The organism is Sphingobium xenophagum (assembly GCF_031457465.1).
Taxonomy (GTDB): Bacteria; Pseudomonadota; Alphaproteobacteria; order Sphingomonadales; family Sphingomonadaceae; genus Sphingobium; species Sphingobium xenophagum_A.
Window position 1 is genome coordinate 190,414 of record NZ_JAVDWV010000001.1, and the last position, 19,247, is coordinate 209,660.

Consider the following 19,247-nt stretch of genomic DNA (forward strand, 5'->3'; position numbering starts at 1 on the left):
ACGGTGTTAGGAGGAAAGGTTGGCCAGATCCGCCGACCGGTTGATGTTGGGCAGCACCAGCCCCGGCATCTCCACCACGCGCGCGCCGATGCGGTCGAGCCAGCCATGGATGGAGCGGTTATTCGCCTCCGCCAGATGCGCGTCGAGGTCGGGCGCGAGGGTGGCGGGCCACCAGCCGAGCAGTTGCTGGTCCTTGAGGATCGCCGCACCCTCGCCGATCAAGGCGACAGGCAGGTCCGCGGGATAAAGCGGCATGTCGCAGCCGGTTGTCAGCACGCCATCAAAACCATGGGCAAGCGCATGATGGAGCGCCGCGTTAAGCCCGCCCAACGGCCCCATGTCCGGCGCGGGCCGATCGGGCAGGCCGCCCGCGCGTCCGCAGATCACCACCTGTGCGACATGGGGGGCAAGGCCCGCCATCGCATGGTCGATCAGGGTGCGGCCATCGGGCATCAGGGCCAGCGCCTTGTCGCTGCCGAAGCGGCTGGAACGCCCCCCGGCCAGCACCGCGCCCAATATCCGTCCCGTCGCCATAGCGCTTCCTTGATAGCTTCGCTCTATAACGCCTATAGCAAAGCGATGCAGACCCGCCTTGTCGAATATTTTCTGGCGCTGGAGCGCGAAGGCCATTTCGCGCGGGCGGCGGCGCTATGCCATGTGTCGCAACCCACGCTGTCGGCGGGGATTGCCACGCTGGAGGCGCAACTGGGCAAGCGGTTGATCCGGCGCGACCGCAAATATGGCGGATTGACGCCGGAAGGCGAAGCGATCCTGCCCTGGGCGCGCCAATTGGTGGCGGCCGCCGAAGCGCTGGGGCAGGCGGCGGAGACGGCGCGCGGGCCGTTGAAGGGCGAACTGCGGCTGGGGGCGATACCCGCCGCCATGCCCGCCATCGGTTGCCTCGCGACAGCGATGCTGGCGCGCTATCCGGGGCTGAATATCTCGGTGCGGGCGCTGACCTCGCGCCAGATCGAGCGCGAACTGGCGGCGTTCGAGCTGGACGCGGGGCTGACCTATCTCGATTTCGAGCCACCCGCCCATGCGTTGTCGGTGCCGCTCTATGCCGAGCGCGCAATGCTGGTGAGCGCGGTGGATGGCGTGCCGATCCCGACCGTTATCGACTGGGCGGACCTCGCCAGCCTGCCGCTCTGCCTGCTGCATCAGGGGATGCAGAACCGGCGGATATTGGACGCGCGACTGGCCGAGCGCGGACTGGCGCTACGGCCGCTGGTGACGGCGGACAGCTATGTCGCGCTGCTGGGGCTGGTGCAGCAGGGGCGGCTCTGTTCGATCATTCCCGACAGCCATGCCGCGCTGCTCGATGGCCTGCGCTGGGCGCGCACCGCGCCGCTGCCGGATATGGGGGAGGGTAGCCGGGTCGGCGTGATCGTGTCGGACAGCGCGCCGATGGGGCCATTGGCGCAGGCGGTGCTGGCCGTCGCGCGGGAGTTGCGATTGCCGCCGGGCTTTACGACGATTTAGGGCAGAAATAATCCTCCCCTGTAAGGCAGGGCTATCGCATATGGTGCCCAACCTATCCAAAGCCGTCACCCTGAACTTGTTTAGCTGCGCTGGCCTGCGGCTCAGGGTCCATCTATCATCACGAGCCGCCGTTTTTGGGGCACGATGGATGCTGAAACAAGTTCAGCATGACGAAGAACATGGGGTGCGTTTCATAGGCGATAGCCCTGCCTGCCGGTGGAAGATGATGTGGGCACGTCCGATGCTTGATAGGCGATCTCTATCAAGCATCGCCTGCTTCGATTTGACCGACGCGCCGGGCCGCCGCACTATGATGCAAAATTGCGGCCAAAAATTCAGGGTGTCGGGATGGACGAGTTTATTGAAGGCTGGACGGCGCAGCATGGCGCAACGCGCGACCAGCTTTTGCCGCTGCTCCATGCCGTGCAGGAAGAGGCCGGGCATATTGCTGATGCGATCGTGCCGGTCATCGCCAAGGCGCTGAACCTGTCGCGCGCCGATGTGCATGGCGTCGTGACTTTCTATCATGATTTCCGCCGCACGCCGCAGGGTCGCCATGTCGTGAAACTGTGCCGGGCGGAAAGCTGCCAGGCGCGCGGCGGCGCGGCGATCGAGGTGGCGGCGGCGCAGCGGCTGGGCGTGGCGATGGGGCAGACGCGCGGCGATGGCGCGGTCAGCCTGGAGCCGGTCTATTGCCTGGGCCTGTGCGCGATCGGGCCGAATGCTTTGGTCGACGGCCGCCCGGTGGCGCGGATCGACGGTGCGGCGCTGGAGCGGATCGCGGCGGAGGTGGCGGCATGAAAGTCTATGTAAGCCGGGACATGGCCTCGGTCGCGCTGGGCGCGGATGACGTCGCCCACGCCTTTGCGGAGGCCGGTTGCGAGGTGATCCGCACTGGATCGCGCGGGCTGTTCAGCATCGAGCCGCTGGTCGAGGTCGAGACGGCGGACGGCCGCATCGCCTATGGTCCGGTCGGACCGGGCGATGTGGCGGCGGTGCTGGATGGCAGCCATGCCAATCGGTTGGGACCAATCGAGCAGCTATCTTTCTTTGCCGGGCAGCAGCGCTTCACCTTCGCCCGCTGCGGCGTGATCGACCCCGTCTGCCTGGACGATTATGCCGCGCAGGGTGGATGGAAAGGCCTGGACGCGGCGCGCGCGCAGTCCTCTCAGGCGGTGGTCGATGCGGTCAAGGCGTCGGGCCTGCGCGGGCGCGGCGGCGCGGGTTTCCCGACCGGGATCAAGTGGCAGACGGTGCTGGATGCGCCTACTGGCGACAAGTTCATCGTCTGTAACGCGGACGAAGGCGACAGCGGCACCTTCGCTGACCGGATGCTGATGGAGGGCGATCCCTATTGCCTGATCGAAGGCATGGCGATCGCCGCCCATGCCGTCGGCGCGCACCATGGCTATATCTATATCCGCTCCGAATATCCCTTCGCCATCTGCACGATGCGGCTGGCGATCGAGCGGTCGGCGCAGCGGATCGCGCCCTTCACGCTGGAAGTACGCGAAGGGGCAGGGGCCTATGTCTGCGGCGAGGAAACCGCCTTGCTCGATTCGATCGAGGGCAGGCGCGGACAGGTGCGCGCCAAGCCGCCTTTGCCTGCGCTCAAAGGGCTGTTCGGCCAGCCGACCGTCATCAACAATGTGCTGTCGCTCGCTGCCGTGCCGTTCATTTTGGCGGAAGGGGCGGAGGCCTATGCGGCGGTCGGCTTCGGGCGGTCGCGCGGGACAATGCCGGTGCAACTGGCGGGCAACGTCCGCCACGGCGGGCTCTACGAGATCGGTTTCGGCATCACGCTGGGCGAATTGGTGAACGATATCGGCGGCGGCACCGCCAGCGGCCGCCCGGTCCGCGCGGTGCAGGTGGGCGGGCCGTTGGGTGCTTATTTCCCGCCCAGCATGTTTCATCTGCCGTTCGATTATGAGGCCTTCGCGGCCGCAGGTGGCCTCATCGGCCATGCCGGGATCACGGTGTTCGACGATAGCGTCGACATGGCGCATATGGCGCGCTTTGCGATGGAATTTTGCGCGGTGGAAAGCTGCGGCAAATGCACGCCTTGCCGGATCGGATCGACGCGCGGGGTGGAGCTTGTCGATCGGATTATCGGGATGCGCGATACGTCTCACACCGTTCGCCCTGAGCTTGTCGAAGGGCTTTCCTTCTTGAAGGATCAGGGGAAGGCTTCGACAGGCTCAGCCCGAACGGGGGAGGGGTATTTGGATAAAGCCCTTTACTCGCGCGCGCCCAGCCGGATCGATGTGTCTGTCGACGCGCAATCCGACCTGTTGCGCGATCTGTGCGACACGATGAAATATGGCTCGCTCTGCGCGCTGGGGGGCTTCACCCCCTATCCGGTGCTGAGCGCGCTCGATTATTTTCCAGAGGATTTCGGCCTGGCCAAGTCCGTTCAGGAGGCTGCGGAATGACCTACACCCGCGAAACTGACCATGGCACCCCGGCGGCAGTCGCCACGGGCAAAAGCGTCTCGCTGACCATCGACGGGCAGGCCGTGACCCTGCCCGAAGGTACCAGCATCATGCGCGCCGCGTCGCTGCTGGGCGGGTCGATCCCCAAGCTGTGCGCGACTGACAATGTCGAAAGTTTCGGCTCCTGCCGCCTCTGCCTGGTCGAGGTGGAGGGCCGCAACGGCTATCCCGCCTCCTGCACGACGCCGGTCGCTGAGGGCATGGTGGTCCGCACCCAGACCGAGCGCCTGAAAAAGCTGCGGCGCGGGGTGATGGAACTCTATATCTCCGACCATCCGCTTGATTGCCTGACCTGCGGCGCGAACGGCGATTGCGAATTGCAGGATCAGGCGGGGGCGGTCGGCCTGCGCGAGGTGCGCTACGGCTATGACGGCGCAACCAATATGGGGCAGGCGAAGGACCAGTCGAACCCCTATTTCGACTTCGATCCCAGCAAATGCATCGTCTGCTCCCGGTGCGTCCGTGCCTGCGACGAAGTGCAGGGGACGTTCGCGCTGACGATCGAGGGGATGGGGTTCGACTCCAAGGTCGCCGCGTCTCAGGGCGAGGATTTCCTCGGCTCCGAATGCGTCTCCTGCGGCGCCTGCGTTCAGGCCTGCCCGACCGCCTCGCTGATCGAGAAGAAGGTGGTGGAAGTCGGCACGCCCGATCGCGCCATCGTCACTACCTGCGCCTATTGCGGCGTCGGCTGTACCTTCCGCGCGGAAATGCGGGGCGAAGAACTGGTGCGGATGGTGCCGTGGAAGGACGGCAAGGCCAATCGCGGCCATAGCTGCGTCAAGGGGCGTTTCGCCTGGGGCTATGCCCAGCATCAGGACCGCATCCTCAATCCCATGATCCGCGCCAGCGTCGATCAGCCATGGCGCGAAGTATCCTGGGACGAGGCGATCGCTCATACCGCCAGCGAGTTTCGCCGCATCCAGGCGAAATATGGCACCCGCTCGATCGGCGGCATCACGTCGAGCCGCTGCACCAATGAAGAAACCTTTCTGGTTCAAAAACTGATCCGCCAAGGGTTCGGCAATAATAATGTCGATACCTGCGCCCGCGTCTGCCACTCGCCGACCGGCTATGGCCTCAGCAAGACCTTCGGAACGTCAGCCGGCACGCAGGATTTCGACAGCGTGATGCAAGCCGATGTGATTCTGGTGATCGGGGCCAATCCGACCGACGGGCACCCCGTATTCGCCAGCCGCATGAAACGGCGCCTACGCCAAGGCGCAAAGCTGATCGTCATGGACCCGCGCCGCACCGATCTGGTCAAATCCCCCCATGTCGAGGCGGATCATCATCTGCCGCTGCGTCCCGGCACCAATGTCGCGATGCTGACCGCGATGGCGCATGTGATCGTCACGGAGAAACTGTACGACGAAGCGTTCATCCGCGAACGGTGCGATTGGGACGAATTTGCCGACTGGGCCGAGTTCGTCTCGCAACCCGCCCGCTCCCCCGAAGCCATCGAGCGGCTGACCGGCGTAAAAGCCGATGAAGTGCGCGCCGCCGCCCGGCTCTATGCCACTGGCGGCAACGGTGCCATTTACTACGGCCTTGGCGTTACCGAACATAGCCAGGGCAGCTCGACCGTCATGGCGATCGCCAACCTCGCCATGGCGACCGGCAATGTCGGGCGCGAAGGCGTGGGCGTGAACCCGCTGCGGGGGCAGAATAATGTGCAGGGTGCATGCGACATGGGCAGCTTCCCGCATGAATTTTCCGGCTATCGCCATGTGTCGGACAACGCCACCCGCGCGCTGTTCGAGCGCGAATGGGGCGTGTCGCTCGACGCCGAACCCGGCCTGCGCATCCCCAACATGCTCGACGCCGCGACCGATGGGACATTCAAGGGCCTGTTCGTGCAGGGCGAGGATATCCTCCAGTCCGACCCCAACACCCATCATGTCGCGGCGGGCCTCGCGGCGATGGAATGCGTGGTGGTGCAGGATCTGTTCCTCAACGAAACCGCCAATTACGCGCATATCTTCCTGCCCGGATCGACCTTTCTGGAGAAGGATGGCACCTTCACCAACGCCGAACGGCGCATCCAGCGGGTGCGCAAGGTGATGGCCCCCTTGAACGGCCATGCCGATTGGGAGATCGTGCAACTGGTCGCCAACGCCATGGGCCTCAATTGGACCTATGATCACCCTTCGCAGATCATGGACGAGATTGCGGCGCTCACCCCGACCTTTGCCGGCGTCCATTATGACCGGCTGGAAGCGGAGGGGTCGCTGCAATGGCCCGCCAATGACGCAGCGCCCGACGGCACGCCGACCATGCATGCCGACGGCTTCGTGCGCGGCAAGGGCAAGTTCGTCGTCACCGATTATGTGCCGACCGACGAGAAGACCGGCCCGCGCTTCCCGCTGCTGCTCACCACCGGGCGCATATTGTCGCATTATAATGTCGGCGCGCAGACGCGGCGGACGGCCAATACCGCCTGGCACCCGGAGGACCGGCTGGAAATCCATCCGTCCGACGCGGACAATCGCGGGCTCAAGGATGGCGATTGGGTGACATTGCGCAGCCGGGCGGGCGAAACGACATTGCGCGCGCAAGTGACCGAGCGGGTTGCGCCGGGCGTGGTCTACACGACCTTCCACCATCCAGAGACGCAGGCGAACGTCATCACCACCGACTATAGCGACTGGGCCACCAACTGCCCGGAATATAAGGTGACGGCGGTGCAGGTGATGCCGTCCAACGGACCCAGCGACTGGCAGCAGGATTATGCCAGCCAGGCGCAGAGGAGCCGTCGCATCGCGCCGCTGGAAGCGGCGGAATAGGACCGGGCCGATGAGCGACGAACCCCAGATCATGTCCACCGCCGATCGGCTGGTCTATATGGCGCATCAGATCGCCCGCAATCTGGCGACGATGGGCGAGGCCAAGGCGACCGAAACCCTGGCCGAGCATTTGGCGAGCTTCTGGGACCCCCGGATGAAGGAACGGATCATCGCCATGGCAGGCGAGCAGCCCGACCGCTTCTCGCCCGTCGTCGCAGCGGCGGTTGCGCGGCTCGCAGGCGGCAGGCCAGTGCCGCAGGATCAGGCGACACCGTTCAACGCGGTGGATGAGGCGGGGCATTGCGACGCGGGTTGACCATCGCTACCCCGCAATGATGGATAGGTCAGCAGACAGCGCGACGATGCGGTTCGAGCGGCTGACGCCCGATGGCGCAACGCAGCCGATCGACCGCGCGCTGGCACAGGAAGTCCCGGTCGCAATTGAGTTTAGCGGCATCGGCTATGCGGTGCTGATGGCGACGCCCGCCGACATTGATGACCTCCTGTTGGGCTTTGCGTTGGCCGAACGGTTGATCGAACCGGGCGACGGGGCGTTCGCTGTCGATGTTCATGCAACGGCGCAGGGGCTTGTGGCGCGCGCCACCTTGCCGCCCCAACGGGTCGAGCGCTTGCTGGACCGGGTGCGGCATCGCGCTTCGGATTCCTCCTGCGGCCTGTGCGGCATCGAAAATCTGGAACAGGCGATCCGGCCGCTGCCGCGCGTCACGGCGCAGGGAAGGGCCGACCGCGCGGCGATCTTCCGCGCGCTGGCGGCGCTGGGCGATCATCAGCCATTAAATGCCGTGACCGGCGCGGTCCATGCCGCCGCCTGGGTCGGCGCGGATGGCGCGATCCGGCTGGTGCGCGAGGATGTCGGGCGGCACAATGCGTTCGACAAGCTGATCGGCGCGATGGCGCGCATGGGGGCGGACTGGGATGGCGGCTTCGCGCTGCTGTCCTCGCGCTGTTCCTATGAACTGGTGGAAAAAGCGGTGCTGGCCAACTGCCCCCTGCTCGTCACCATTTCCGCCCCGACGCAACTGGCCGCCGAACGCGCGGCGGAGGCGGGGTTGCCACTGGTTGTTTTGGCGCGGGGTGATGCGGTGCTGGCGCGACACCCCAAAAATCCTCCCCTGTAAGGGGAGGTGGCTGGCCGTAGGCCAGACGGAGGGGTGTCGCCCCACCGATAGGGCGATACCCCTCCACCGCCTTCGGCGGTCCCCCTCCCCTTACAGGGGAGGATTGCCGATTACCGAAACACCCACTGCCGGTTGAGGACAAACACCAAAGCCGGCGTCACGAACACCATCGCCGGGATCGGCGACCAGGCGGGCCAGCCCATATGGGTGACGCACAGCCACACCCACAGCGCATTAAGCGCATAGCTGACCAAGGACACGGCGACGAATTTCGCCCCGCGCGTCGCATGGCCGTCATTCGCCCCCTGGCCGCGAAAGGTGAAGGCGCTGTGCGCGACATAGCCGATGACGACCGCCGCGCCATAGCCGATCAGATTGGCGATCTGGACATGCAGGTCCGCATAGGTGGCAAGCGACCAGTAGATCGCGGCCTGGCAGGCAGTGACGAACAGGCCGGTCAGGCCATAGCGGACGACCTGCCAGAACAGCGCCCGGTGCTGCGGCGACAGGCGTTGCGCGAATTTCATGGCTGGTCCCCGTTGCGCTTTGATGCGCAGCCTCTAATCCACGGGCATGACCTTGCATAGCGGCGAAACCCTGCGCGCCCGCGCCTGCCACATCGCGGCCTTCCTGTCCGCCTATGGCGCACGCCATTGGAAATGGCTGACCTTCCTGATCTGGATCGCCATTGCCGTGACGATGGTGGCGACGCGCTGGTCCGCCATCCACTGGCTGGTGCTGGGCGATACCGACGACAATATCCGCTATGTGCAGGTCAAGGACTGGCTGGCGGGGCAGGGCTGGTACGACCTGCGCCAATATCGGCTCGACCCGCCGGGCGGAGCGAATATCCACTGGTCGCGGCTGGTGGATTTGCCGCTCGCCGGACTGATGCTGTTCTTCCGCGCCTTCGTCGATCAGGGCATGGCGGACCGGCTGGCCTGCGGGATCGCGCCCTTGCTGCCGCTGTTATTGCTGATGCTGAGCCTGGGCTTCATCGGTCGGCGGCTGGCGGGGCCGAATGGCTGGTTGCTCGCCGTGCTGGCGCCCCTGGCGGCGCAGATGGGCTTTGGCATGTATGCGCCGATGCGGATCGACCATCATGGCTGGCAATTGGCGCTGGCGCTGACGATGCTGGCCGGGGTGATCGACACCAACCGGCTGCGCGGCGGCATCATGGCCGGGGTCAGCAGTGCGCTGTCGATCACGATCGGCATGGAGATGATCGTCTATCTGGCGGCAGGCGGCGGGCTGATCGCGCTGCGCTGGGTATTTCGCGAAGGTGCCGAGCGACGGATGCTGCCCTATGCGCTCAGCCTCGGCGGCGCGACCTCGCTCTGCTATCTGATCTTCGCCAGCACCGCCAATCGGGAGCAGGTATGCGATGCGCTCTCGCCGATCTGGGTCGCGGTGTTCGGCGTGGCGTCGGCGGGCATGGTGCTGCTGGCGCTTGCCCCCTTGCGCGGCTGGATGGCGCGGCTGGGCGCAGGCGTGATCGTGGGCGGCGCGGTCGCGTTATTCTTCTGGCTCAACTGGCCGCAATGCCTCAGCCCCTATCAGATTTCGCCCGAACTGGAGCGGCTGTGGCTCGCCAATATCCGCGAGGCCAAGCCAATCACCGCGCAGGCCCAGTCAATGGTGGTGCCGCTGCTGGCGATCCCGCTCGCCGGGCTGGTCGGGCTGCTCTGGGCCTTGTGGGATGCGCGGCGCGACGCTGAGCGGCTCTGGGCCTGGGCGACCGTCGGACTGATGATGGTCTTTGCGATCGCCTTGCTCTTCTGGCAACTCCGCGCAGGGCCAGCCGCGCAATTGCTGGCGATCCCGCCTGCCGCCTGGGCCGCGCATCGTCTGGTCGCTGCCATCCTGACCGGATCGCGCCGGGCGAAGATTGCGGGCGGGGCAGGGGCGGCGCTGCTCGTAGCGATCGCCTGCGCCTATCCGCTCTATCCGCAGGCCGTGAAACTCTATCAACAGGCGACCGGCAAGACGCCGCGCCCTTGGCGCCCGTCCGCCGTCGCGCGCACGGATGCGATCAAGAAAGCGAATGGCCGCTGCCGGACTCAGCCCGCGCTCGCGGTGCTGGACCAGTTGCCGCCCGCGACCATCTTCACCATGGTCGATCTCGGTCCGCGCCTGATCGCGACGACCCATCATAGCGCGCTCGCCGGACCCTATCACCGCAATGGCGCGACGATCCTCGACATCCACCATGCCTTCGACGGCCCGGCGCGCGATTTCCGCGCTATCGCGGCGAAACATCATGCGACCTATCTGCTGGTTTGCCCCTGGTTTCCCGAAGGCACCATCTATCAGTCGCGCAGTCCCGCTGGCTTCTATGCCGACCTGATGCGCGACAAACTGCCCGACTGGCTGGTGCCGGTCACGCTTAACACCGGCATGACCTTGCCCTATCAACTCTACCGCATCGACTATTCAGCGTCGGGCAGCGAAAAAATCCCGCAACAGCGCTGAGGCTTCGGCCTCGGCCAAGCCGCCATAGACATCGGGGCGGTGCAGGCATTGCGGCTGGGCAAACAGCCGCGGTCCTTGTTCGATCGCGCCGCCCTTGGGATCACCCACCGCATAATAGAGCCGGGCGATTCGCGCGTGAGAGATTGCCCCCGCGCACATCGGGCAGGGTTCGAGCGTGACCCACAGGTCGCAGCCGGTCAGGCGAAAATCGCTCAGATGGGCCGCCGCCGCCCGCATCGCGACGATTTCGGCATGGGCGGTCGGATCGCGATCGCGGCGATTGCGATTCTCGCCCTCGCCGATGATCGTCCCATCCCTGGTCACGACCGCGCCGATCGGCACTTCGCCCGCCGCCTCGGCCAAGCGGGCAAGATCAAGCGCGCGGCGCATGGGGGCGGGCAAGGGAAAGGGCGGAGCCATGGCTCCGCCCGTTACAGGATCAGGCAGGGGAGGGGAAGAATCAGGGCTTCTTGACATCCACCGTGGGCACATCGACCGTTTCCTTGCGGCTGCCGACTTCCACCTTGGCGACATTGGCCTCATATTTGGGCAGCGTGCCTTCCTTGACCGCGATCTGCGGCAATTGCCCGTCGCGCGTCTTTTGCAGGTCGATGAAGCCCGTGGCGATACCGCCAGCCAGGACCAGCAGGATAATGACAAGTAGACCACCAATGAATCGCATTTCGACCTCCCTTAGGATAACAACGGCTCAACGCAGGCCTCACCCAAAGGGTTGCATTGAACGCGCGCGGGTTGACGGGAGCCACGAATCCCATTATCGGCGCGACTTTCCGAACGAACCCGAATTACAAGGTTGATTGACTATGTCGCGCATTTGCGAGCTGACCGGCAAGGGTCGCCAGGTGGGTCACAATGTTTCCCACGCCAATAACAAGACCAAGCGGGTGTTCCTGCCCAATCTGCAGAATGTTTCGCTGATCTCCGAAACGCTGGAATCCAGCTTCAAGCTGCGCGTGTCGACCCATGGTCTGCGTTCGGTCGAACATAATGGCGGCCTCGACAACTGGCTGGTCAAGACCAGCGACGACAAGCTGTCGCTCAAGGCCCGTCGCCTAAAGCGCGACATCGTCAAGAAGCAGGCCGCCTCCGCCGCCTGATTTCTCGCGATTCGTTTCGGCATAAGAAGCGGCCCCGCAACGGGCCGCTTTTTTGCGTGCCCGGTGCATGATGGCGCGATCTTTGTCGTGTAGCCTCGGCAGGCATCCGTCGCATGGCTACAGGGCGTTCGTCTCAGTCCTTGCCTGCGACCTTGATCGGCTTGCCGAGCATGGCCTGGACATATAGGCGCTGGACGAACACGAAGATGACGACCGTCAGCGGTGCGGCGAGCAGGACGCCGAGAAAGCCGAAGAGCAATCCGGCGGCAAAGACCGCGAACAGCAGCACGGCGGGCTGCACATTGACCGCATGTTTCTGGATCATCGGTTGCAGGAAATTGCCCTGTAACTGCTGGATCACCAGGAATAATATGATGGTCCATAGCGCCGTCATCGGCGATACGGTGAAGGCCAGCAGCACGGCGGGTACGCCAGCGATGACCGGCCCGATCATCGGAATGATATCGAGCAGGCCAGCGATGACGCCAAGGCCACCGGCCGCGGGCACACCAAGCAGGGCAAGCCCCATCCAGGTCAGTACGGCAATGACCAGCGACGATACCGCCTGGCCGAGCATCCATCCGCGCAGACCACCGGACGCATCGTCCAGCGCCATCGCCACCATGTCTTCCGCCCGCTTGGGGATGAGCAACAGCAGCCCCCGGCGATAGGTGGCGGGATCGCCCGCCAGAAAAATGGCCCCCACCAGAACGAGGACGAAGTCCGCCAGGCTGCTGCCCGCCGCAAGGGCATAGCCGCCTGCCTGGGACACGAGCTGGGACATGTCCTCGCCGCTGCCCTCGATCAACTGCCGCGCCCGGTCGCCAAGACCATAGCTGTCCAGCAGATTTTCCACGCCTTGCAAGGCGCGGGGGACGGTTTCGCGGATCGTGTCGAATTCGCGGGCCAGTTGCGATCCGAACAGCGTGAAGGCGCCGATGAACAGGGCGATGATGCCGACAACGGACAGGGTGAGCGCGAAAGAGCGGTTCATGCCGGTGATCCGGCACAGCCAACTGGCAATCGTGTCGAACACCGCGCCGATCACGATTGCGGCGAAGACCAGCATCAGGAAGCGGGTGAGTTCGACCATGATCCATGCGAGGCCGACGATTCCCACCACGATCAACGTCGCGGTGGCGATACGGCCGGGGCTGTAGGACGATGAAGCGGCAGCCGGTATCGGCTGTGATTGCGCCGTGGCGGCGTCGTCATGATCAAGGGTCATGCACGCCTTCTATCGTGCATGATCCATCGTGCAACCTGTTGCTGGCGCGAATGCGCCACGGGCTATTCGACGGTCGGCCCGGCCAGCGCGTCGCGCATGATATAATAGAGGCTATGCTGCTCGATCGTGCCCTTGACCAGATGCGCCATCGGCCCTGACGCACGGGCGAGGACATCGTCGCCGCCATGGGTTTCCGACCCCAGCGGCACCAGCGCCTGCTGGCGATAGTCGAGCGCAGTGGTGTCGGTCTGGAGCGGGTCGGCGCGCGGCGTGTCGATCGTCGCGCCCGGACCGTTAGCATAGCCCAATGTCGTATAGCCCTTGCCATCCTTGGCCTTGAGCGCCTGGCCGCCATTGGTCACCGCGCCCAGGATCGGGTTGCCCCGGCCGGGATAGCCGCTGATCGCGAAGGTGTGGCTATGGTCGGCCGTGACCAGCACGAGCGTATCGGTGCGGTCGGTCATGTCCATTGCGACCTTCACCGCTTCGTCCAGTGCGATCGTGTCTTCCAGCGCGCGGCGGGCGTTCCCGGCATGATGGGCATGGTCGATCCGGCCCGCTTCCACCAGCAGCACATAGCCCTTGTCCCGACTTCCCAGCATGGTGATCGCCGAACGGGTCATGTCCGCCAGCGACGGTTCGCCGCCCGCATCCTTGGCGCGGTCGGCCTCATATTGCATATGGTCCGGCTCGAACAGGCCGAGCAGGCGGGGCGTGCGGGTCAGGTCGACCTTGGCGAAATCTGCACTGTTCCACACATAGGCCCCGCGCGGATTGCGCCGCTGCCAGGCTTTGGTCAGATCCTTGCGGTCAGTGCGCTTGCCCATGAGGGTGGCATATTCAGGGTCGCGCGCGGTGTTCGGCAGGAAATTGGCGCGGCCTCCGCCCAGGATCAGGTCGAGCCGACTGCCGACATCGCCCTCGACCATCTGGCGCGCGATGTCGATGCAACCCTGCGCGCGGGCGTCGGCCGTCAGGTCGCCATCGGCTTCCCAGTCGCGCTGGGCGGTGTGGGCATAGGTGGCGGCGGGCGTCGCATGGGTGATGCGCGCGGTCGAGATCACCCCGGTCGCCATGCCCTGACCTTGCGCAAAGCCGAACAGCGAGGGCAGGCGATGCGCCTTGCTGGCCGCGCAATCATTTTCCGGCACTTCCGGGCCGACGCCGATCACGCCGTTGCGGGTCTTGACCCCGGTCAGGATCGCCGTGGCGGTCGGCGCGGAATCGGACACCTGCCCGTCATGCGAATAGGTTTTGACCAGCGCCGTGCTGGACAGCCGATCCATGGTCGGCACGAAGGATTCGCCGTCTACGCCCTGGCGCTGCCCCTGATGGATGCGCGCCGCCGTCAGCGTACTGACGCCCATGCCATCGCCGATGAACAGGATGATATTGCGCGCCTTGCCGACGACCGGCGCGTCCGCCTTGATCCGTTCCAGTTCGGCCATCGCCTGCGCCCGATAGGCGTCGGTGGTGGTGGCATGTTGCGCCAGCGCCGGGCTGGCCGCGATCAGCAAGGCAAGAACGGACGAACGGGCAAGACGGCGGGCAGCGACCATGAAGAGACTCCTTTGCCGCACCCCCTTCCATCCAATCATGACAGAGGTGCTACATTATTCCTATATTTCGATATGTCTCGAAATGTCGTTGACGAGCCTTTGGCAGCGCCATATTTCGACAACTATCGAAGCAAGGACTCGCCATGGATCAGAACAAGGCCGTCGCGGCGCTGGCCGCGCTGGCACAGGATACGCGCCTTTCGGTCTTCCGCCTGCTGGTGAAGGCCGGACCCGACGGCATGATCGCAGGCGCGCTGGCGGAAGCGATGGACGTGCCGCCCTCGACCATGTCGCATCATCTGGCAAAGCTGGAACAGGCAGGCCTCGCCACCTCTTGGCGCACCAGCCGCCTGATCCATTATGCCGCTGACTATGCCGGAATGCAGGGCTTGCTCGGCTTTCTGATGGCCGATTGCTGCCAGGGCGACCCGACGCTGTGCGCCGGCCTTCTCTCCTCCATCCAATGCAACATTGTTTCTCAGGGAGCCTCAGCATGACCGACAAAGTCTATAATGTCCTGTTCCTGTGTACCGGCAATTCGGCCCGCTCGATCCTGGGCGAAGCGCTCATGAACAAACTCGGCGCGGGCCGCTTTCGCGCTTGGAGCGCGGGTAGCCAGCCCAAGGGCGACGTTCATCCCATGGCGCTGTCCGTGCTGTCGGGGCTGGGCTTCGAGACGGCAGGCATGCGCTCGAAAAGCTGGGACGAGTTCGCCGCGCCCGGTGCGCCGCAGTTCGATTTCATTTTCACCGTCTGCGACAATGCGGCGGGCGAGGCCTGCCCGGTGTGGATCGGCCACCCCATGACCGCCCATTGGGGGATCGAAGACCCGGCCGCCGTCGAAGGGGAGGGGCAACGTGACGCCTTCCTCACCGCGCTTCGCTATCTGCGCAACCGCATCACGCTGTTCCTCGAACTGCCGCTCTATGCCCTGGATGCCATGGCGACGCAGCGCAAGCTCAAGGAAATCGGCCAGAGCGAGGGCGCCAGCGCCCAAGCTGGAGCGAACGCATGACGCCCGACATCATCATCTATCACAACCCCGAATGCGGGACGTCGCGCAACACGCTGGCGCTGATCCGCAATGCGGGCATCGAACCGCATGTGATCGAATATCTGAAGACGCCGCCGTCGCGCGCGCTGCTCGAAAGCCTGATCGCCCGCGCCGGGATGACGCCGCGCGCCCTGCTGCGCGAAAAGGGCACGCCCTTTGCCGACTTGGGGCTGGACGATGACAGCCTGTCCGACGCTGCACTGATCGACGCGATGATGGCGCATCCTATCCTCATCAACCGCCCACTTGTGGTGTCGCCACTGGGCGTCAAACTCTGCCGCCCGTCCGAAGCGGTGCTGGATATTCTCCCGGCGGCGCAGCAGGGCGCTTTCGCCAAGGAAGATGGCGAGCAGGTGGTCGACGCCACGGGCCAGCGCAGCCCCAAGCCGGTCGGGAGCGAATAAACATGGCCACCGCATCCGCCTCGCCGCTCGGCCTGTTCGAACGCTGGCTCTCGCTCTGGGTCGCGCTGGCGATCGCGGTTGGGATCGTAGCGGGCAATGTCGCGCCTGGTGCCTTTGCGATGTTGGCCGGGCTGGAAATCGCCTCGGTCAACCTGATCGTCGCGGTGCTGATCTGGGCGATGATCTATCCGATGATGGTCGGCGTCGATTTCGGCAGCATCCGCGACATCGGCCGCAAGCCGCGCGGCTTGATCATCACCATCGTCGTCAACTGGCTGATCAAACCCTTCACCATGGCGGCGCTTGCCGTCCTGTTCTTCAACTATCTCTATAGCGGCCTGATCCCGCAGGGGGATGCCGACCAATATATTGCCGGGCTGATCCTGCTGGGCGCAGCGCCCTGCACCGCGATGGTGTTCGTCTGGTCGCAGATGACGCGCGGTGACCCGGCCTATACGCTGGTGCAGGTGTCGGTGAACGACCTGGTGATGATCGTCGCCTTCGCGCCGATCGTCGCGCTGCTGCTCGGCGTCACCGACATTGTGGTGCCGTGGGAAACGCTGCTGCTCTCGGTCGGCCTCTATGTCGTGATCCCGCTCGCGGCGGGGGCCTTCACCCGGCATCGGGTGATCGCCGCGCATGGCGGCAACGTGGCGGCGGTCGATGCTTTCACCGCCCGGCTCAAGCCCTGGTCGATCATCGGCCTGTTGGCGACGGTGGTGCTGCTGTTCGCCTTTCAGGCCGAAACCATCGTCGGCCAGCCACTGCTAATCGCGCTGATCGCGGTGCCGATCATCCTCCAATCCTATGGCATTTTCGCGCTCGCCTATGCCTGGGCCTTCGCCTGGAAGGTGCCGCACCGGATCGCGGCCCCCTGCGCGCTGATCGGCACGTCCAACTTCTTCGAACTGGCGGTCGCGGTCGCGATTGGGCTGTTCGGCCTGTCGAGCGGCGCGGCGCTGGCGACCGTCGTCGGCGTGCTGGTCGAAGTGCCGGTGATGCTCTCGCTGGTCGCCTTTGCCAACCGCACCCGGTCGCGCTTTGCGGAGGAGGCTGCATGAGCGACACTATGCCGTTCGCCTATCTCCGCCCGCTGGCCGATCCCGACCATCTGCCCGCGCTGCACCCGGACTATGCCCATCGTCGGCCCGCGCAGGGCTTAGGCGATCTCGATCCGCCGCCGCGCATTCTCTTGCTATACGGATCGCTGCGCGAGCGCTCCTATTCGCGGCTGGTGGTCGAGGAATCCGCGCGCCTGCTCCAGTTTTTCGGCTGCGAAACGCGCATTTTCGACCCGCGCGACCTGCCGCTGCCCGATCAGGTCGCGGGCGACGATCATCCCGCCGTCCATGAACTGCGCGCCCATTCGCTCTGGTCGGAAGGGCAGATCTGGTGCAGCCCCGAACGCCATGGCCAGATCACCGGCATCATGAAGGCGCAGGTCGATCATCTGCCGCTGGCCTATAAGGGACTGCGCCCGACACAGGGGCGCACCCTGGCGGTGATGCAGGTGTCGGCCGGATCGCAATCCTTCAACAGCATCAACACGCTGCGCGTCCTTGGCCGATGGATGCGGATGTTCACCATCCCCAACCAGTCCTCGGTCGCCAAAGCCTATGAGGAGTTTGACGAGGCCGGGCGGATGAAGCCATCCCCCTATTATGACCGCATCGTCGATGTGGTGGAGGAACTGGTCCGCTTCACCGCCCTGCTGCGGCCCCATGCCGACCAGTTGGTGGACCGCTATTCGGAGCGCAAGGACCGCAACGAGCCTGTCGCCACCCATGTCGAAAAGGCCGGGCTGGCAACATCGGTCTGATATGGGGACCGGCGTCTCACTCTTGCGCCGGCCCTGCATCTTGGATAAGGGAACCGCATCCATTGGACCCGGCCTTGCCGGGTGGCTCGGCCCGGCGCCTATCCCTGGGATAACCATTAGCGAATTTGGGCTTCGCTTTTGCGAGTTTCGTGCTTTTCCCGCGCACGCACGCGATGCCCCGCTAGCCAATCTAGGTTTTTTTGAATGCTATCCATCGCCTCGCTGCAACGCGAATGGCTCGCCAATCCGCGCGCCGACATCCTGGCCGGGATCGTCGTCGCCCTGGCGCTGATTCCCGAAGCCATCGGCTTTTCGATCATCGCCGGGGTCGATCCGCGCGTCGGCCTCTATGCCTCTTTCTCCATCGCCTTCATCATCGCCTTCGTCGGCGGCCGCCCCGGCATGATCTCCGCCGCCACCGCCGCCGTCGCGGTGCTGGTGGTGCCGTTGGTTCGCGACCATGGCATCGACTTCCTATTTGCCGCCACGATCCTGATGGGCATCATTCAGGTCGTCGCAGGCTTCCTGCGGCTCGACATGCTGATGCAATATGTGTCGCGGTCGGTGATCACCGGCTTCGTCAATGCGCTCGCGATCCTCATCTTTATCGCCCAATTGCCACAGCTTATGGGCGTGACCTGGGTCACCTATGCGATGGTCGCGTGTGGTCTCGCCATCATCTATCTTTTCCCCCGCATCACCAGGGCCGTGCCTTCTCCGTTGGTCGCGATCGTCATCCTGACGATCCTGTCCATCTATGGCGCGCTCAACGTCAACACGGTGGGCGATATGGGCGAACTGCCCTCGACCCTCCCGGCCTTCCTCATCCCCAACGTCCCGCTGACGCTGGAAACGCTCCAGATCATCCTGCCCTATTCGCTGACCATGGCGGCCGTCGGCCTGCTGGAATCGATGATGACGGCGCAGATCGTCGATGATCTGACCGACACCGGGTCGGACAAGCGCCGGGAAATGAAGGGGCAGGGCATCGCCAATTTCGCCACCGGCTTCCTCGGCGGCATGGGCGGTTGCGCGATGATCGGCCAATCGGTCATCAACGTGAAGTCGGGCGGCTCGACCCGCCTGTCCACCTTGGTCGCGGGCACCTTCCTGCTGTTCCTGATCGTCGTGCTTGGCCCGCTGGTGGCCCAGATCCCGATGCCCGCATTGGTCGCGGTGATGATCATGGTGTCGATCGGCACATTCAGTTGGCGCTCGATCAAGGATATGCGGACCAATCCATGGCAATCCTCAGTCGTGATGGTCGCCACCGTCGTCATCGTCGTGTGGACGCATGACTTGGCGCAGGGCGTGCTGGCGGGTGTCATCCTGTCGGGGCTGTTCTTCGCCAGCAAGGTCAAGCGCCTCTTCACGGTCACGTCGGCGCTGTCGGCCGATGGCAAGGCGCGCACCTATCGCGTTGCGGGCCAGGTGTTCTTCGCCTCGTCGGACAGCTTCACCGCCGCCTTCGACTATAAGGAAGTGATCGACCATGTCGTGATCGACGTCAGCGACGCGCATTTCTGGGATATCTCCGCGATCGGCACGCTCGACAAGGCGATCCTGAAATTCCGTCGCGAAGGCACTGTGGTCGAGGTAATCGGCCTCAATGACGCCAGCGCCGCGATGGTCGAACGCTATGCCCTACACGACAAGCCGGGTGCGGACGCGCAACTCGGCGCGCATTGAGGAAAGAC

20 protein-coding genes and 1 other annotated feature are annotated in these 19,247 nt (G+C 64.9%); of the genes, 14 read left to right on the forward strand and 6 right to left on the reverse strand.

Translation table 11 applies throughout. The features are described from left to right. Positions 1-6: 6 nt before the first annotated feature. The gene (mobA, locus tag J2W40_RS00920; RefSeq protein WP_310221209.1) at positions 7-534 is read right to left on the reverse strand and encodes a molybdenum cofactor guanylyltransferase; all 528 of its coding nucleotides are present in this window, start codon (positions 532-534) and stop codon (positions 7-9) included. Between the two features lie 45 nt (positions 535-579). Here mobA and J2W40_RS00925 point away from each other — a divergent pair, with 45 nt between their 5' ends. The 6 genes from J2W40_RS00925 (at position 580) to fdhD (ending at position 7,896) form a co-directional block, all read left to right on the forward strand. Further along, positions 580-1,482: a LysR family transcriptional regulator gene (locus J2W40_RS00925; protein WP_310221210.1), complete on the forward strand. Its 903-nt coding sequence runs from the start codon at positions 580-582 to the stop codon at positions 1,480-1,482. Positions 1,483-1,830: 348 nt separating this feature from the next. Continuing rightward, a complete protein-coding gene (locus tag J2W40_RS00930) occupies positions 1,831-2,283 on the forward strand; it encodes an NAD(P)H-dependent oxidoreductase subunit E (RefSeq protein WP_310221212.1) in 453 nt (150 codons plus the stop codon). Next, positions 2,280-3,914, forward strand: coding sequence for a formate dehydrogenase beta subunit (locus tag J2W40_RS00935; RefSeq protein WP_310221214.1), 1,635 nt, complete (start codon positions 2,280-2,282; stop codon positions 3,912-3,914). Before J2W40_RS00930 ends, J2W40_RS00935 begins: the two co-directional genes overlap by 4 nt. Further along, positions 3,911-6,757, forward strand: coding sequence for a formate dehydrogenase subunit alpha (gene fdhF, locus J2W40_RS00940; protein WP_310221216.1), 2,847 nt, complete (start codon positions 3,911-3,913; stop codon positions 6,755-6,757). The genes J2W40_RS00935 and fdhF overlap by 4 nt, the downstream gene beginning before the upstream one ends. A gap of 10 nt (positions 6,758-6,767) precedes the next feature. Then, positions 6,768-7,073: a formate dehydrogenase subunit delta gene (locus J2W40_RS00945; protein WP_310221218.1), complete on the forward strand. Its 306-nt coding sequence runs from the start codon at positions 6,768-6,770 to the stop codon at positions 7,071-7,073. A 19-nt stretch (positions 7,074-7,092) separates the two neighbouring features. After that, positions 7,093-7,896 carry a formate dehydrogenase accessory sulfurtransferase FdhD gene (gene fdhD / locus J2W40_RS00950; RefSeq protein ID WP_310221474.1) on the forward strand — a complete coding sequence of 268 codons (804 nt, stop codon included), beginning with the start codon at positions 7,093-7,095 and terminating at the stop codon, positions 7,894-7,896. 110 nt (positions 7,897-8,006) lie between these two features. Here fdhD and J2W40_RS00955 read toward each other — a convergent pair whose 3' ends face one another. Further along, a complete protein-coding gene (locus J2W40_RS00955; RefSeq protein ID WP_310221220.1) occupies positions 8,007-8,423 on the reverse strand; it encodes a GtrA family protein in 417 nt (138 codons plus the stop codon). A gap of 46 nt (positions 8,424-8,469) precedes the next feature. On the opposite strand from J2W40_RS00955, the gene J2W40_RS00960 reads away from it, so the two are divergent. Further along, positions 8,470-10,368, forward strand: coding sequence for a hypothetical protein (locus J2W40_RS00960; RefSeq protein WP_310221222.1), 1,899 nt, complete (start codon positions 8,470-8,472; stop codon positions 10,366-10,368). Here J2W40_RS00960 and J2W40_RS00965 read toward each other — a convergent pair. Together J2W40_RS00965 and J2W40_RS00970 are read right to left on the reverse strand one after the other, a co-directional pair. Then, positions 10,330-10,788: a nucleoside deaminase gene (locus tag J2W40_RS00965; RefSeq protein ID WP_310221224.1), complete on the reverse strand. Its 459-nt coding sequence runs from the start codon at positions 10,786-10,788 to the stop codon at positions 10,330-10,332. The two genes, J2W40_RS00960 and J2W40_RS00965, sit on opposite strands and share 39 nt — an antisense overlap. A 40-nt stretch (positions 10,789-10,828) precedes the next feature. Beyond that, complete coding sequence (locus J2W40_RS00970) at positions 10,829-11,050, reverse strand: hypothetical protein (protein ID WP_310221226.1); 222 nt, start codon at positions 11,048-11,050, stop codon at positions 10,829-10,831. Positions 11,051-11,192: 142 nt separating this feature from the next. Here J2W40_RS00970 and rpmB point away from each other — a divergent pair, with 142 nt between their 5' ends. Continuing rightward, positions 11,193-11,486 carry a 50S ribosomal protein L28 gene (gene rpmB / locus J2W40_RS00975; protein WP_096061165.1) on the forward strand — a complete coding sequence of 98 codons (294 nt, stop codon included), beginning with the start codon at positions 11,193-11,195 and terminating at the stop codon, positions 11,484-11,486. A 133-nt stretch (positions 11,487-11,619) separates the two neighbouring features. On the opposite strand, the gene J2W40_RS00980 is transcribed toward rpmB, so the two are convergent. Together J2W40_RS00980 and J2W40_RS00985 are read right to left on the reverse strand one after the other, a co-directional pair. Further along, positions 11,620-12,714, reverse strand: a complete 1,095-nt coding sequence (locus J2W40_RS00980; protein ID WP_310221229.1) for an AI-2E family transporter — start codon at positions 12,712-12,714, stop codon at positions 11,620-11,622. Between the two features lie 62 nt (positions 12,715-12,776). Continuing rightward, on the reverse strand, positions 12,777-14,273 hold the full coding sequence (locus tag J2W40_RS00985) for an alkaline phosphatase (RefSeq protein ID WP_310221231.1): 1,497 nt from the start codon (positions 14,271-14,273) through the stop codon (positions 12,777-12,779). A gap of 143 nt (positions 14,274-14,416) precedes the next feature. Here J2W40_RS00985 and J2W40_RS00990 point away from each other — a divergent pair, with 143 nt between their 5' ends. From J2W40_RS00990 to J2W40_RS01015, 6 genes are all read left to right on the forward strand, one after another. Then, on the forward strand, positions 14,417-14,770 hold the full coding sequence (locus J2W40_RS00990; RefSeq protein ID WP_310221233.1) for an ArsR/SmtB family transcription factor: 354 nt from the start codon (positions 14,417-14,419) through the stop codon (positions 14,768-14,770). Continuing rightward, a complete protein-coding gene (locus J2W40_RS00995; protein WP_310221235.1) occupies positions 14,767-15,288 on the forward strand; it encodes an arsenate reductase ArsC in 522 nt (173 codons plus the stop codon). Before J2W40_RS00990 ends, J2W40_RS00995 begins: the two co-directional genes overlap by 4 nt. Then, complete coding sequence (gene arsC / locus J2W40_RS01000) at positions 15,285-15,731, forward strand: arsenate reductase (glutaredoxin) (protein WP_310221237.1); 447 nt, start codon at positions 15,285-15,287, stop codon at positions 15,729-15,731. The genes J2W40_RS00995 and arsC overlap by 4 nt, the downstream gene beginning before the upstream one ends. 2 nt (positions 15,732-15,733) lie before the next feature. Then, entirely contained in the window at positions 15,734-16,792 is a 1,059-nt protein-coding gene (gene arsB, locus J2W40_RS01005) for an ACR3 family arsenite efflux transporter (RefSeq protein ID WP_310221239.1), read from the forward strand. After that, positions 16,789-17,550 (forward strand): arsenical resistance protein ArsH, encoded by a 762-nt coding sequence (gene arsH / locus J2W40_RS01010; protein ID WP_409050326.1) that lies wholly within the window; start codon positions 16,789-16,791, stop codon positions 17,548-17,550. The genes arsB and arsH overlap by 4 nt, the downstream gene beginning before the upstream one ends. 61 nt (positions 17,551-17,611) lie before the next feature. Continuing rightward, positions 17,612-17,665: a sequence feature (sul1 is cis-regulatory element that is thought to sense ions involved in sulfur or methionine metabolism; They are found in Alphaproteobacteria), on the forward strand. 89 nt (positions 17,666-17,754) lie between these two features. Beyond that, positions 17,755-19,239, forward strand: coding sequence for a SulP family inorganic anion transporter (locus J2W40_RS01015; RefSeq protein WP_310221241.1), 1,485 nt, complete (start codon positions 17,755-17,757; stop codon positions 19,237-19,239). Positions 19,240-19,247 lie beyond the last annotated feature (8 nt).

Coding starts and splice junctions, on each gene's coding strand:
- mobA (WP_310221209.1), bottom strand. CDS start 534: ATGGCGACGGGACGGATATTGGGCGCGGTGCTGGCCGGGGGGCGTTCC.
- J2W40_RS00925 (WP_310221210.1), top strand. CDS start 580: ATGCAGACCCGCCTTGTCGAATATTTTCTGGCGCTGGAGCGCGAAGGC.
- J2W40_RS00930 (WP_310221212.1), top strand. CDS start 1,831: ATGGACGAGTTTATTGAAGGCTGGACGGCGCAGCATGGCGCAACGCGC.
- J2W40_RS00935 (WP_310221214.1), top strand. CDS start 2,280: ATGAAAGTCTATGTAAGCCGGGACATGGCCTCGGTCGCGCTGGGCGCG.
- fdhF (WP_310221216.1), top strand. CDS start 3,911: ATGACCTACACCCGCGAAACTGACCATGGCACCCCGGCGGCAGTCGCC.
- J2W40_RS00945 (WP_310221218.1), top strand. CDS start 6,768: ATGAGCGACGAACCCCAGATCATGTCCACCGCCGATCGGCTGGTCTAT.
- fdhD (WP_310221474.1), top strand. CDS start 7,093: ATGGATAGGTCAGCAGACAGCGCGACGATGCGGTTCGAGCGGCTGACG.
- J2W40_RS00955 (WP_310221220.1), bottom strand. CDS start 8,423: ATGAAATTCGCGCAACGCCTGTCGCCGCAGCACCGGGCGCTGTTCTGG.
- J2W40_RS00960 (WP_310221222.1), top strand. CDS start 8,470: ATGACCTTGCATAGCGGCGAAACCCTGCGCGCCCGCGCCTGCCACATC.
- J2W40_RS00965 (WP_310221224.1), bottom strand. CDS start 10,788: ATGGCTCCGCCCTTTCCCTTGCCCGCCCCCATGCGCCGCGCGCTTGAT.
- J2W40_RS00970 (WP_310221226.1), bottom strand. CDS start 11,050: ATGCGATTCATTGGTGGTCTACTTGTCATTATCCTGCTGGTCCTGGCT.
- rpmB (WP_096061165.1), top strand. CDS start 11,193: ATGTCGCGCATTTGCGAGCTGACCGGCAAGGGTCGCCAGGTGGGTCAC.
- J2W40_RS00980 (WP_310221229.1), bottom strand. CDS start 12,714: ATGACCCTTGATCATGACGACGCCGCCACGGCGCAATCACAGCCGATA.
- J2W40_RS00985 (WP_310221231.1), bottom strand. CDS start 14,273: ATGGTCGCTGCCCGCCGTCTTGCCCGTTCGTCCGTTCTTGCCTTGCTG.
- J2W40_RS00990 (WP_310221233.1), top strand. CDS start 14,417: ATGGATCAGAACAAGGCCGTCGCGGCGCTGGCCGCGCTGGCACAGGAT.
- J2W40_RS00995 (WP_310221235.1), top strand. CDS start 14,767: ATGACCGACAAAGTCTATAATGTCCTGTTCCTGTGTACCGGCAATTCG.
- arsC (WP_310221237.1), top strand. CDS start 15,285: ATGACGCCCGACATCATCATCTATCACAACCCCGAATGCGGGACGTCG.
- arsB (WP_310221239.1), top strand. CDS start 15,734: ATGGCCACCGCATCCGCCTCGCCGCTCGGCCTGTTCGAACGCTGGCTC.
- arsH (WP_409050326.1), top strand. CDS start 16,789: ATGAGCGACACTATGCCGTTCGCCTATCTCCGCCCGCTGGCCGATCCC.
- J2W40_RS01015 (WP_310221241.1), top strand. CDS start 17,755: ATGCTATCCATCGCCTCGCTGCAACGCGAATGGCTCGCCAATCCGCGC.